Annotated in this window: 17 protein-coding genes; 6 read left to right on the forward strand and 11 right to left on the reverse strand. The window is 69.0% G+C overall.

What is annotated here, in order from left to right; genetic code table 11:
• Nucleotides 1–57: 57 nt before the first annotated feature.
• The gene (locus tag OHA61_RS16385; RefSeq protein WP_406303624.1) at nt 58–1500 is read left to right on the forward strand and encodes a glutamate decarboxylase; all 1443 of its coding nucleotides are present in this window, start codon (nt 58–60) and stop codon (nt 1498–1500) included.
• On the opposite strand, the gene OHA61_RS16390 is transcribed toward OHA61_RS16385, so the two are convergent.
• From OHA61_RS16390 to OHA61_RS16405, 4 genes are all read right to left on the reverse strand, one after another.
• Nucleotides 1501–2142, reverse strand: coding sequence for a PadR family transcriptional regulator (locus tag OHA61_RS16390; RefSeq protein WP_406303625.1), 642 nt, complete (start codon nt 2140–2142; stop codon nt 1501–1503).
• 43 nt (nt 2143–2185) lie between these two features.
• Nucleotides 2186–2734, reverse strand: a complete 549-nt coding sequence (locus OHA61_RS16395; RefSeq protein WP_406303626.1) for a DinB family protein — start codon at nt 2732–2734, stop codon at nt 2186–2188.
• Between the two features lie 102 nt (nt 2735–2836).
• On the reverse strand, nt 2837–4294 hold the full coding sequence (locus OHA61_RS16400) for an aldehyde dehydrogenase family protein (protein ID WP_361902869.1): 1458 nt from the start codon (nt 4292–4294) through the stop codon (nt 2837–2839).
• Nucleotides 4295–4363: 69 nt separating this feature from the next.
• The gene (locus OHA61_RS16405; RefSeq protein ID WP_361902872.1) at nt 4364–5227 is read right to left on the reverse strand and encodes a helix-turn-helix transcriptional regulator; all 864 of its coding nucleotides are present in this window, start codon (nt 5225–5227) and stop codon (nt 4364–4366) included.
• A gap of 334 nt (nt 5228–5561) precedes the next feature.
• On the opposite strand from OHA61_RS16405, the gene OHA61_RS16410 reads away from it, so the two are divergent.
• Nucleotides 5562–6071, forward strand: coding sequence for an ATP-binding protein (locus OHA61_RS16410; RefSeq protein WP_406303627.1), 510 nt, complete (start codon nt 5562–5564; stop codon nt 6069–6071).
• A gap of 25 nt (nt 6072–6096) precedes the next feature.
• On the opposite strand, the gene OHA61_RS16415 is transcribed toward OHA61_RS16410, so the two are convergent.
• The 5 genes from OHA61_RS16415 to rpmG form a co-directional block, all read right to left on the reverse strand.
• The gene (locus OHA61_RS16415; protein ID WP_142214438.1) at nt 6097–6330 is read right to left on the reverse strand and encodes a DUF397 domain-containing protein; all 234 of its coding nucleotides are present in this window, start codon (nt 6328–6330) and stop codon (nt 6097–6099) included.
• Between the two features lie 240 nt (nt 6331–6570).
• Nucleotides 6571–6810: a 30S ribosomal protein S18 gene (gene rpsR / locus OHA61_RS16420; RefSeq protein WP_389371386.1), complete on the reverse strand. Its 240-nt coding sequence runs from the start codon at nt 6808–6810 to the stop codon at nt 6571–6573.
• Nucleotides 6810–7946: a CobW family GTP-binding protein gene (locus tag OHA61_RS16425; RefSeq protein WP_406303628.1), complete on the reverse strand. Its 1137-nt coding sequence runs from the start codon at nt 7944–7946 to the stop codon at nt 6810–6812. The genes rpsR and OHA61_RS16425 overlap by 1 nt, the downstream gene beginning before the upstream one ends.
• Complete coding sequence (locus OHA61_RS16430) at nt 7943–8191, reverse strand: type B 50S ribosomal protein L31 (RefSeq protein WP_406303629.1); 249 nt, start codon at nt 8189–8191, stop codon at nt 7943–7945. Before OHA61_RS16430 ends, OHA61_RS16425 begins: the two co-directional genes overlap by 4 nt.
• Nucleotides 8192–8212: 21 nt before the next feature.
• The gene (gene rpmG / locus OHA61_RS16435) at nt 8213–8377 is read right to left on the reverse strand and encodes a 50S ribosomal protein L33 (RefSeq protein WP_266479761.1); all 165 of its coding nucleotides are present in this window, start codon (nt 8375–8377) and stop codon (nt 8213–8215) included.
• 67 nt (nt 8378–8444) lie between these two features.
• Here rpmG and rpmB point away from each other — a divergent pair, with 67 nt between their 5' ends.
• The 4 genes from rpmB (at nt 8445) to OHA61_RS16455 (ending at nt 10458) form a co-directional block, all read left to right on the forward strand.
• Entirely contained in the window at nt 8445–8681 is a 237-nt protein-coding gene (rpmB, locus tag OHA61_RS16440) for a 50S ribosomal protein L28 (RefSeq protein ID WP_324987944.1), read from the forward strand.
• Nucleotides 8681–8986 (forward strand): 30S ribosomal protein S14, encoded by a 306-nt coding sequence (gene rpsN / locus OHA61_RS16445; protein WP_406303630.1) that lies wholly within the window; start codon nt 8681–8683, stop codon nt 8984–8986. The genes rpmB and rpsN overlap by 1 nt, the downstream gene beginning before the upstream one ends.
• Before the next feature lie 56 nt (nt 8987–9042).
• Nucleotides 9043–9504 (forward strand): hypothetical protein, encoded by a 462-nt coding sequence (locus tag OHA61_RS16450; protein ID WP_406307382.1) that lies wholly within the window; start codon nt 9043–9045, stop codon nt 9502–9504.
• Nucleotides 9505–9783: 279 nt separating this feature from the next.
• The gene (locus OHA61_RS16455) at nt 9784–10458 is read left to right on the forward strand and encodes a hypothetical protein (RefSeq protein WP_324987935.1); all 675 of its coding nucleotides are present in this window, start codon (nt 9784–9786) and stop codon (nt 10456–10458) included.
• 60 nt (nt 10459–10518) lie between these two features.
• Here the strand turns inward: OHA61_RS16455 and OHA61_RS16460 are convergent, their stop codons facing one another.
• Nucleotides 10519–11679, reverse strand: coding sequence for a DUF2786 domain-containing protein (locus OHA61_RS16460; protein ID WP_406303631.1), 1161 nt, complete (start codon nt 11677–11679; stop codon nt 10519–10521).
• Nucleotides 11676–12224, reverse strand: a complete 549-nt coding sequence (locus OHA61_RS16465) for a hypothetical protein (protein ID WP_406303632.1) — start codon at nt 12222–12224, stop codon at nt 11676–11678. Before OHA61_RS16465 ends, OHA61_RS16460 begins: the two co-directional genes overlap by 4 nt.
• Nucleotides 12225–12245 lie beyond the last annotated feature (21 nt).

The raw sequence follows: 12245 nt of genomic DNA on the forward strand, positions 1-12245 counted from the left end.
CCCGTACGAGCCTGAGAACTGACCGCACACCCATGCGCCAGGAAGGCGATACCGACGATGCCACTCCACAAGGGCGCGGCCGCCCCTCCCCACAAGGACGGCTCCGCCGAGCACACGCCGGAAATGCGCAGGCTCGCGGTCAATCCCTTCTTCGGTGCGACCGACCCGACCAGCGGAATGACCGCGGCCCCGCCCACGCACCGACTTCCGGACGGGCCGCTTCCGCCCATGACGGCGTACCAGCTGGTGCACGACGAGCTGATGCTGGACGGCAACGCACGGCTCAACCTCGCCACCTTCGTCACCACCTGGATGGAGCCACAGGCCGGGGTGCTGATGGCGGAGTGCCGGGACAAGAACATGATCGACAAGGACGAGTACCCGCGCACCGCCGAGCTGGAGCGGCGCTGTGTGGCCATGATCGCCGACCTGTGGAACGCCCCGGACCCGGCCACCGCGGTCGGCTGCTCGACCACCGGCTCCAGCGAGGCCTGCATGCTCGCCGGGATGGCGCTCAAACGCCGTTGGGCGCAGCACAACGCGGACCGCTATCCCTCCACCGCCCGGCCGAACCTGGTGACGGGCACCAACGTCCAGGTCTGCTGGGAGAAGTTCTGCAATTTCTGGGAGGTCGAGGCGCGGCTCGTGCCGATGGAGGGCGACCGCTTCCATCTCGATCCGCAGGCCGCGGCCGATCTCTGTGACGAGAACACCATCGGCGTGGTGAGCGTGCTGGGCTCCACCTTCGACGGGTCGTACGAGCCCGTCGCCGAGGTCTGTGCCGCGCTGGACGCCCTTCAGGAGCGGACGGGCCTGGACATCCCGGTCCATGTCGACGGGGCGTCCGGCGGGATGGTGGCGCCGTTCATCGACGAGGATCTGGTCTGGGACTTCCGGCTGCCGCGGGTCAAATCGATCAACACCTCAGGGCACAAGTACGGCCTGGTCTACCCGGGGGTCGGCTGGGCGCTGTGGCGGTCACCGGAGGATCTGCCGGAGGAACTGGTCTTCCGGGTCAACTATCTGGGCGGCAACATGCCGACGTTCGCCCTCAACTTCTCGCGTCCGGGCGCTCAGGTCGTCGCGCAGTACTACACGTTCCTGCGGCTGGGCCGGGAGGGCTTCCAGGCCGTGCAACAGACCTCCCGGGACATCGCCTGCGCGCTCGCGGACCGGATGGAGGCGCTGGAGGAGTTCCAACTCCTCACGAGAGGCGACCAGTTGCCGGTCTTCGCGGTGACCACCGCTCCGGACGTGAAGAACTTCGACGTCTTCGATGTCTCGCGGCGGCTGCGCGAACGCGGCTGGCTGGTCCCCGCCTACTCCTTCCCGCCCAACCGCGAGGACCTCTCCGTACTGCGACTGGTGATCCGCAACGGCTTCTCGGCCGACCTCGGCGAGCTGCTGCTGGACGATCTGAACGAACTACTGCCGGAACTGCGCCGCCAACAGCACCCGTTGAGCAAGGACTCGGCGGCGGCTTCGGCGTTCCACCACTGATCAGCCGTCGTCCTGCGGGTGCCGCTCGCCCGTCGCGTACGGGTTCTCCTCGCCCTGGGCGAGCACCCCGGTGAAGGGCTCCCCCTCCCCCGCGAACACGTACGCCCCGCCCTCGATCCGCCGGATCAGCCCCCGCGTCCACTGAGCACCGAAGTCCGCCGAACCCACCCACATGTTCATGATTTCGCCGATGTGCCCGATCGACTCGGGCCCCGCCTGCGGTGTGTAGTACTCCGTCACCGAGGTACGCCACTCCTCCAGGCCGCGTACCCGCTCCTTCAGCAGGGCCACGGCATCCTCGCGCGCGAGATCTACGATGAAGCCGATCCCCGCCGAGAGCACGTCCATCTTCTCGTCGTAGGCCGTCAGGGACTCCCGCAGCAGCTTGAAGAACTCCTCGGTGCCCTTCTCGGTGATCTCGTACTCGGTACGCGGCGGCCCGCCGGCCGTGGACGGCGCGGTCTCGTGGGCGTGCAGCAGTCCCTGCTTCGCCATCTGCTTCAGCGCGTGATAGATCGAGCCCGGCTTGGCGTTGGACCACTCGTGCGCGCCCCAGTACTCCAGATCGTTGCGGACCTGGTAGCCGTGCGCCCGCCCGTGCTGGCGTACGGCCCCCAGGACCAGCAGCCGGATCGCTGACATCCGCGTACCTTTCTATTCAACTTTGAATAGGGTACGGCCGGGCTCAGCCCCAGCTCTCGCCGCTCTCCAGCGCCACCAGGTCGAACGCGCCCTTGCCGTCCAGCGACTCGCGGATGATGTCGGCGTGCCCGGCGTGCCGGCCGAATTCCTCGACCAGGTGCAGCAGCAGCCAGCGCATGGACACCGCGGCGTCCTTGGGGAACCAGGGCGCGGGAGGCAGCGGGAAGGTGTCGTTCAGGCTCGGCACGGAGTGGATGAAGGCATCCGTCTCCTTGGCCACCTCGTCCCAGAAGGCCAGCGTCCCCGGAACGGTCTCGTCGCCCACCAGGCGGAAGCTGTCGGCCCAGGTCTCCTCGGTGCGCTCCGGTTCGTTCGTTCGCTGCTGCGCCCGCCGCAGCCAGCCGAGCTCCGTCTCCGCGACATGCTTGAGCAGCCCGGAGAGCGAGAGCTCGCTGGCGCTCGGCCGGCTCGCGGCCTGCTCCTCGGTCAGCCCGAGTACCGAGCGGCGGATCGCGCCGCGCTGCGCCTCGACGAAAGCGAGCAGCGCGCCGCGCTCGTCGCCGTGAGCCTCCGCGGGAACGTGAGTGACCATGATGTCCGCCCTTCCGAGCTTGGTTTGTGCCGTCCTGACACCGACCAAACTACGGACCCTTGCGGTCAGCTTCTGTCCGCAAGGGGGCGGCGTCGCGGACAATCAGAACGGGAACTGAGAGCGCCCGTGCTGCACCGAGATCCACTTCTGGGTGGTGAACGCCTCAATCATCGACTCGCCGTTCAGCCGCCCGCTGCCCGAGTGCTTCTCGCCGCCGAAGGGCACGATCGGCTCGTCGTGGACCGTGCTGTCGTTGATGTGGATCATCCCGGTGTTGATGCGCTGGGCGATCCGTACACCGTGCTCGATGTCAGCGGTGTGCACCGCGCCGCTCAGGCCGTACGGAGTGTCGTTGGCGATCCTGACCGCCTCGTCCTCCCCGTCGAAGGGCACGATCAGGGCCACCGGGCCGAAGATCTCCTGCTGCAGGACGGGCGAGTCGGCTTCGAGCCCGGTCAGCACCGACGGGCGCACCAGATTGCCCTCGGAGCTGCCGTGCAGCAGCGCGGTCGCGCCGGCCTCCACGGTCTGGTCGACGAGCGCCGTGACCGCGTCCGCCTGTGTGGAGTTGATGAGCGGGCCGATGTGGGTGCCGGGGTCCCTGGGGTCGCCGACCTTGAGGGTCTTGACCTTGGCGACGAACTTCTCGGTGAACTCCTTCTCCACCTTCCGGTCCACCAGGACGCGGTTGGCGGCCATGCAGACCTGGCCCTGGTGCACGTAGCGGCTGAAGACCGCCGCGTCCACGGCGTAGTCGATGTCCGCGTCCTCCAGCACGATCAGCGCGCTGTTGCCGCCCAGTTCGAGGATCGCGCGCTTGAAGTTGGCCGCGCAGACCGTGGCGACATGCCGCCCCACCTTGTCGGAGCCGGTGAAGGAGATCGCCTTCGGCACCGGGTGCTCCAGCAGCGCGTCGCCGATCTCCGCTATGTCGGTGATGACGACATTGAGCAGACCGGCGGGCAGGCCCGCGTCCTCGAAGACCTTGGCGACCAGGGACCCGCCGCAGATCGGGGTGTTCTGGTGCGGCTTGAGGACAACGGCGTTGCCCAGCGCCAGCGCCGGGGCCACCGACTTGATGGACAGCAGGAAGGGGAAGTTGAAGGGGCTGATGACGCCCACGACGCCCACCGGCAGCCGGTAGACGCGGTTCTCCTTGCCGTCGACCGGCGAGGGCAGGATCCGGCCCTCGGGCCGCAGCGAGAGCTGCACCGCCTCGCGCAGGAACTCCTTGGCGAGGTGGAGTTCGAAGGCCGCCTTCAGATGCGTGCCGCCGAGCTCCGCGATGATCGTCTCGGTGATCTCCTGCTCGCGGTCCTCGATGATGCGCAGGGCGCGCTCGAAGACGAGGCGGCGGGCGTACGGATTGGTCGCGGCCCAGGCCTCCTGCGCACGCTCGGCGGCGCGGTAGGCCTGGTCCACCTCGGCGGCGGTGGCAACGGGGATCGAGGCCAGCTTCTCCCCGTCGTACGGGTTGAAGTCGATGATGTCCCAGGAGCCGCTTCCCGGCCTCCACTCGCCATCGATGTACTGCTGGGCCAGCTCGGTGAAGAAGGACATGTGATCCGATTCCTTACCGCGTAAGACTGCAGAAGCAGATACCTGATGTGGCGTCATCGTACTTGTGTTTCAGATGAGTTGAAGGAGACCCCGAAGAAGATCGCGGGTCTCGGACGGATCCGGGCTGTCCTCGTGCAGACGCCTCATCACCCGTTCGTACTGCGCCACTTCCTCGCGCTTGTCGAGATACAGGGCGCTGGTCAGCTGCTCCAGATAGACGATGTCGGAGAGGTCGGACTCGGGGAAGCGCAGCATCGTGAACGAGCCGCTCTCGCCCGCGTGCCCGCCGAAGCTGAAGGGCATCACCTGGAGCGTGATGTTCGACTGCTCGGAGATCTCGATGAGATGCCTCAACTGGCCCTGCATCACCGAGCGGTCGCCATAAGGGCGGCGCAGCGCGGCCTCGTCGATGACGGCGTGGAAGCGGGGGGCGCGCTCGGAGACCAGAACCTTCTGGCGTTCCAGACGGAGCGCAACGCGGCGGTCGATCTCGGCCGTGGGGGCATCGGGGATGCCGCGGGAGACGACGGCATGGGCGTACGACTCGGTCTGCAACAGGCCGTGCACGAACTGCACTTCATAGATACGGATGAGCGAGGCGGCGCCTTCCAGACCGACGTACGTCTGGAACCAGCCCGGCAGCACATCGCCGAAGCTGTGCCACCAGCCGGCGACATTGGCCTCCTTGGCGAGACCGAGGAGGGACTCGCGCTCCGCGTCGTCGGAAACTCCGTAGAGCGTCAGCAGATCCTCTACGTCCCTGGCCTTGAAGCTCACCCGTCCCAACTCCATGCGGCTGATCTTGGATTCGGATGCCCGGATCGAGTACCCGGCAGCCTCTCGGGTGATGCCGCGTGATTCGCGCAGCCGCCTCAGCTGCGAGCCCAACAGGATGCGCCGTACCACCGAACCGCTCGACTCGCCTGCGGTCACGACCCCAACCCTCCCCATCGACTCATGGTCCGCCTCGACCCAACTCGCTTGTCCGACTTGCCGGAGCACCCCCGAACCCCGAGACCCGGGATTCTGCCACCAAAACGCTTCAGCCCGTACTCATTCGATTACGGAAATGAGACGGCCTTGGGAAGGGCTGGAAAGAGATTCGTGGAAGAAATGAGCAAGAACCGGCACGGGGTCGGACAGGTCCGGCGCGTGCACGTGCATCTGCCCTTGCATCTGCCCTACGCATTCGGAACCATGGTCCTCGCGCACCTGCGTGCTCGTTCGTGTTGTAGCGTCACAGCCGCGATTCCCGGGAGTGCCTCGCATGGGGATGAATGGATCGACCATGCTCGCGCCGTTACGGCAGGGGCTTCCTCCTATTGATCCCGCCGCGGTCTCCAGCTCGGCCTCGTGCGCCCTGCCCGCCCGCTTCGAAGCGGTGCGCGGAGCACGGCAGTTCACCCGGACGACTCTCGGCCAGTGGGAACTGAGCGACCGTTTCGACGATGTCGCGCTGGTCGTGTCCGAACTCGTCACCAACGCACTGCGGCACGCGCTGCCCACGGAGACACTTCGGGAGACCCAGGAACCGCCCGTACGGCTGCACTTGATGCGCTGGACGACCCGGCTGGTGTGTGCCGTGCGCGACCCCAGCCATGACAGCCCCGGAGCGGCCGGAAGGAGCGACGACGCTCCCTTCCCGGATCCCAGTGGCGCGGCCGAATCCGGTCGGGGCCTTTTTCTCGTGGACTCCTTCAGCGACAGCTGGGGCTGGCACCCGCTCGCCGGATCGCTGCACGGCAAGGTGGTCTGGGCGCTGTTCCGGCTCGGCTGAGCCCGGCAGGACCGGCCGGACAGACCTAGACGAGGTGGTCGAACTCCCCGTCCTTGACGCCCAGAAGCAACGCTTCTATCTCTGCGGGCGTATATACGAGTGCGGGGCCGTCCGGGTGCCGTGAGTTGCGCATCGCCACGTCCCCGCCGGGCAGCTTGGCGAACTCCACGCACGAGCCCTGGGAGTTGCTGTGCCTGCTCTTCTGCCAGACGACACCGTGCAGCTCTGTGGCCGCCATGCCGTTGTACACATTGGGCACAAGTCGCTCCCGGGGTGCAAGATGCAGGTGTCAACTATCCCGGATCATAGCTGTGTTCATATGCCGATGCATGGGCGGCAGCACGAGCAGATGCACGTGCACGTCGGGTGGCCCTCCGGTTACAGCTCCGGGGGCAAACCAGAGCGGGCCTCCCTGAGCACCTTGAGGTGTTCCAGGAGGCCCGATCGGCGCACGTCGACGTTGCCGGCGATCGCCCGGACCGGCTGCGGGCCGTGGCTCCTACTTGCCGGACGCGTACGGCAGTAGCGCCATCTCCCGCGCGTTCTTGATGGCCAGGGCCAGCTGCCGCTGCTGCCGTGCACTGACCCGCGTCACCCGGCGGCTGCGGATCTTGCCGCGGTCCGAGATGAACTTCCGCAACAGGTCGGTGTCCTTGTAGTCGATGTACGTGATCTTCGCCTGGTCCAGCGGATTGGGGCGGGACTTCAGCGGCTTGCGCGGATCGGAGCGGCGGGGCATCAGACCTCCAGGAGGGAGTCGAAGGCGGGCGGCAGCCGCTTCCAGGCCTCGCGGCCCGCGGCGTATTCGGCATCGGTCAACAGGCAGGATTCGAGGAGCTGTTCCAGGCCGTCACGGTCCAGGCCGGGCGAGGTGAAGACCAGGTGCTGGCAGCAGTCCCCGTGTTCGGGGTGCCAGTCCAGCGCGGCAGCGGCCCGGCGCACCGGCGGGACCATCTCCCAGGCGGCGTCCGGCAGCGAGGCGAGCCAGGGGCCCGCGCTCTCCACACACAGCGCACCGCCCGCGGCGTCCCAGGCCAGCAGGGTGTCGGGCCGGTCGGCGAGCCAGAAGCGGCCACGGCTTCGGGCGGCCGCGCAGGTCAGGTCCTCCAGCGCCTGGTAGAGGCGCTCGGGGTGGAAGGGGCGGCGGCGGCGCCAGACGTACGTGGCGACACCGCAGGCGTCCGCGTCCTGCGGCAGCAGCGCACAGGCCGGGTGCTGGGCGGCGGCGGCCGCCTCGACGTCGAAGCCCGCCAGCGCCGCGCGCGCCAACTCAAGCCCTGACAGATTCACTTGGCGGGCGGTGGGATGCAGCTGAGCGAGCAGCGCCCGGTCCTCGTCGTCGGCCTCCTCACTGTCGACGACGGCGAGCACGGGCGCGTACTCCAGCTGGCGCGCCCAGGTGTCGGCGATCGTACGCCGGTCGCCGGCAGCGGCTGCGAGCCCCGCGTCGATCAGGTCGTCGCCGTTGCCGAGGCAGGGCAGCAGCAGCGCCGGGTCGACGGCGGTCATCACCGCCGTGACGGCGAGGCGCCCGCCGCCGTGCGCGGCGACAACCTCGGCCATGGCCTTGGGCTCGACCGAGTCCCAGAGCTCGACGATCGCGAGCCGGGTCGTGCCGCCGTCCGCGAGCCGTTCCAGCTCGGGCACCAGATCCTCGCGCAGCGCACAGCAGGCGCAGTCGTTGACCAGCGGCGTCTCGCCGGTGCTCTGCACACCGAGCGCGTCACGGACGGTGCGAACGACCGTGCCCTGCACGGCGGTCGACAGGTCGTGATGCAGCACGACGCTGCCCGGCACGGTGGCCAGCAGCCGCTCCACGACGGCCTTGCGGGCATCTGTGTGCAGACCGCAGACGAGTGCGACGGGGAGTCTCACTTCCGGCCCCCGTAACGCTTCTCGAAGCGCTCGACACGGCCGGCCGTGTCGAGCACGCGCGCGGTGCCCGTGTAGAAGGGGTGGCTCGCCGAGGAGATCTCGACGTCGATGACGGGGTAGGTGTTGCCGTCCTCCCATTCGACCGAGTTCTCGCCGGTGGCGGTCGATCGCGTGAGGAAGGCGAAGCCGGCTGCCTTGTCGCGGAAGACGACGGGGCCGTACGCCGGGTGGATCCGGGGCTTCATGGGCTTGTGCTCCTCGGCGGGTCAGCGCTCTTCGCGGAAGTCCACGTGGCGGCGGGCGATCGGGTCGTACTTGCGCAGCGTCATGCGGTCGGGGTCGTTGCGGCGGTTCTTGCGGGTCACGTAGGTGAAGCCGGTGCCTGCCGTGGAGCGGAGCTTGATGATCGGGCGGAGTTCGTTGCGGGCCATGGGGTTAAGATAAATGGAAATGGTTTCCATTATCAAATGGCACCACCCAACGAGAGGTGAATCACCCGTGTCCGCGCACTGCCAGCTGACCGGCGCCCAGCCGGGCTTCGGCAACAACATCTCGCACTCGCACCGGCGCACGTCCCGCCGCTTCGACCCCAACATCCAGCGCAAGCGCTACTGGCTCCCGAGCGAGGGCCGCCATGTCCGGCTCACGCTCAGCGCCCGCGCGATCAAGACCGTCGACACGATCGGGATCGAGGCCGCGGTGGCCCGTATCCGTGCCCGCGGGGTGAAGGTCTGATGGCGAAGAAGAGCAAGATCGCCCGCAATGAGCGGCGCAAGGCGGTCGTGGAGCAATTCGCGGCACGCCGGGCGGAGTTGAAGGAGATCATCCGTCGTCCGGGCAGCAGCGAGGCCGAACGGATCGCCGCCCAGGAGGAGTTGCGACGTCAGCCGCGCGACGCGAGCGCCACGCGGGTGCGCAACCGGGACAGCGTGGACGGTCGGCCGCGAGGCCATCTGCGGAAGTTCGGCCTCTCCCGCGTCCGGGTGCGTGAGCAGGCACACGCCGGGTTCCTCCCCGGAGTGCGCAAGTCCTCCTGGTAGCTTGGCGCGGTCTTGAAACCGACTAGGGGGACCGATAAGTGCACAAGCGCGTACGGATGTCAGTCGCCGCGGCGGGTCTTGTCGCCGCGCTCGCGCTGACCGGCTGTGGCAGCAGCGACAGTGACGACGCGGGCAAGGGCAAGACCTCTGCCACGCCCACGGAAGCGGGCGGCGGAGGGGCGGCGAGCGGGAGCATCGACGGCGCCTGGTCCGGGGTGACCGACGGCAAGCCGATCGCGCTGTCCGTCTCGGGCAAGACCGCGGCGGTCGTCGCCGACGGTCATGTCTGCACGGGCGAGGTGACGGACCACGGCAAGCCGATGCTGTCGCTGAAGTGCGCGGACGGGAACACCGACCGCACGATGGGCTCGATCGAGTCCAACGACGGTACGAAGCTGGTGGTCTCGTGGGACGCGGGCGCGAAGGACACGCTCACCAAGACCGAGCCGGGCAAGCTGCCCAAGGGACTGCCGACGGGACTGCCGGCGGAGCTGCCGACTGGCATCCCGGCTCCCTGACGCCTCTCATGCTCTGACGCCTCCGACGTCCTGACGTACGAGGCCGGCCGCGGGCCGCGGACCTTCACGGGTTCGCGGCCCGTCGTCGTGTCAGCGAGGCCCGGCCCGGCGGCCATTGCACGGTCAACTACAACTTTGCCTTCTCTTGGTGTGGCTGCAGGGGCTGTTGGGACAGCCTCGCATGCACAGGCGGTGAGTTCGGACACATGCGGGAGCCTCAACTCCCGTGTACAGAAGTCCGGTTCACCGACCCCCCATGCACGACCGAAAGGCACCAACATGACAATGAACCGCGCCATACGGCACGGCGGCCGACTACTGGCCCTGACCGTGGCGGCCTGTGGAATCGCGGCGGCGACCGCCATGCCCGCATCCGCCGACGAGCAGCCGACACGGCAGGAGCTGACGGCGGACTGCGCCTCCGGCGAGGGCAAGTGCACCTTCAACTCCCCCCAGCTGGGCGAGGCGTACCTGGGTCAGTTCCGCCAGGTCTCCGACTCGCTCTACAACTGCAGTACGTCGGACGCCACTCAGTCCATGACCTGGAGCGACACCGTGGGCTCGACCGATTCGGTCGGCGTCTCGGTCACCGCGGGCGGCAAGATCGCGGGCATCATCGACCTGAGTGTGACGGCGACCTACAGCCACACCTGGACGAGCACGCACTCGGAGAGCAGTTCCCTGGGCATGACGGTCAAGCCCGGTGAAGTGGGCTGGATCTCCCGCGCCCAGGTGATGCAGAAGGTCTCCGGCACCTGGCAGACCCACTACGACAGCCCCAAGTGGGGTCACTACTACTGGTTCTGGGATGACACCGTCACCGGTCCTGCCGCGAACGGCACGGACGGCAAGAGCAACGCGGTGGTCGTCAAGAGCCGCAAGATGACCGACGCGGAGAAGCAGTCCTGCTCCGCCGATGCCCACGAGGGCAGGGCGTTCGTCCAGGAGCGCTGACGCACGGCCCCTGCCCTGCCCCGGGGCGGGGCAGGGGACCCGCCGTCTCACGCCGTCGGCCTACGCGTCCCCCGCGCCCGGGCGGGACTGTTCACCGCTGAGCTTGTGGCGCTCCCGCGCCAGCTGCGCTGTGTCCGCAGCCGCTCTGCCGTGGACCCAGCCCGCCTCGTCACTCGCTCCGCGCACCCGCGTGGTCGTCGTCTCGGGGAACATCCGCTCCGTGCGATCCGTGACGGCCACGTCCCGCGCGGCCAGGACCGGCAGCAGATCGCTGCCCTCGTCGGCCGTCACCGCGTCCGTCGCCGCCGTGAGGCGTTCGCCGAGGCGGGCGGCGTACGACATCAGGAAGGACTGCCGGAAGGTCTTCGTCCGCTTTCTGCCGCCCGCGCGCTGGGTCGCCTCCGCGCGGGTCATCGACGTCGTCCCCTGGACCAGCAGCGAGGTGTAGAGCAGCTCGACCGCCTCCAGGTCGCCGTCGAAGCCGACGACCGTCGAGAATCCGAAGGCGCTGTTCCATACGGCGCGGCAGCGGTTCGCCGATGCGACGGCGTCCAGCAGGATCGCCTTGGCCGTTTCGTAGGGGGCATCCACGCCGATGCGGCAGGCCGCCGGTACATCCGGGCGATGGGTCTGCGCGGCGAGCATCGCCTCGTCCAGACTGTGCCGCGCCATCAGCTCCTGGGCCTTCGCGGTCAGCGCCTCCGCCTCCTGCGGATAGCCGGTCGCCTCCGCCTTGGCGAGCAGTGCCCGGATCCGGCCGAGCGTGCGCGGCTCGTGCGCCGCGGGCTCGGCGGACAGGGGCGCCCCGGGTATCGGGCCGACCGGTTCGACAGCGGGGAGCCGGATCAGCAGCCGGTACAGCTCCAGCACGGCGGTCGCGTAGGAGAAACGGTCGGCGGTGTACGGGGGCAGCTTCAGCTCGTCGAGCTGGGCCCGCCAGCGCGGGGCGAGGTGCGCGTACCGCCCGCTCTCCCCCGTGATCAGCCCGGCGGCCAGCCGCTCGTGCCCGTCGTCGAGGTCGCGCCGTACGAGCCGTACGACATCGGCGGGCTGCCAGCCGCGCTCCCAGGCCCGGCGCAGGAACTCCTCGCCGCGCAGCCTCAGTTCGGCGTCCGCGGCCGGATCGGCGGCGAGCAGGGAGGCGCCGGTGTCGAGCCCTTCGTCGCCGTCGGCGTACAACGCCACGGCAAGCGCCTTCTCGACCGTGCCGACCGTGCTCACGCCTCCGATGATCCCATGGGCGCCGGGGCTGCCCTCAGGGGTCGGCCTCCGGCCGTCGTACGGCGCCGGCGGTACGCGAGCGTCACCGCGACCAGCAGCGGAGGCCAGGCGAGCAGCGGGACATAGCAGACCACCAGCACCGCGTCCTGGAGCGCACTGCCGTCCAGTCCGTCGCCAAGACCGGCGAACTGGGCGTAGAACGACCAGGCGCACAGCACGGTGAGACCGGCCGCGCCCAGCAGCGCCGGGACCACCGCGGCGCCCGGCCGCACCCTCCGCCCGCCGATCAGCGGGATCCAGTCGGGCACCACCTCGCCCCACGGGCGGACGAGCCCGAGGGTCAGCAGCGCGAGGCACTCCGCGACCACGCTGAGCATGACGATGTACAGCCCCTCTCCCCAGTTCGAGACGGCCCGCGGGAGCAACGGCACCCCCGCGACCAGAGCGATCCGCCACAGCCCGGACGGCAGGGTGACCAGTGGTACGGCGTGGGCCGCGAGCACGGCCCAGCGCGGCACATTCGGCAGAGCGCTCATCTTCGGCATGCGTTCATGCTCGGGCCGGGG

The sequence above is a fragment of the Streptomyces sp. NBC_00885 genome, assembly GCF_045207475.1.
Taxonomy (GTDB): Bacteria; Actinomycetota; Actinomycetes; order Streptomycetales; family Streptomycetaceae; genus Streptomyces.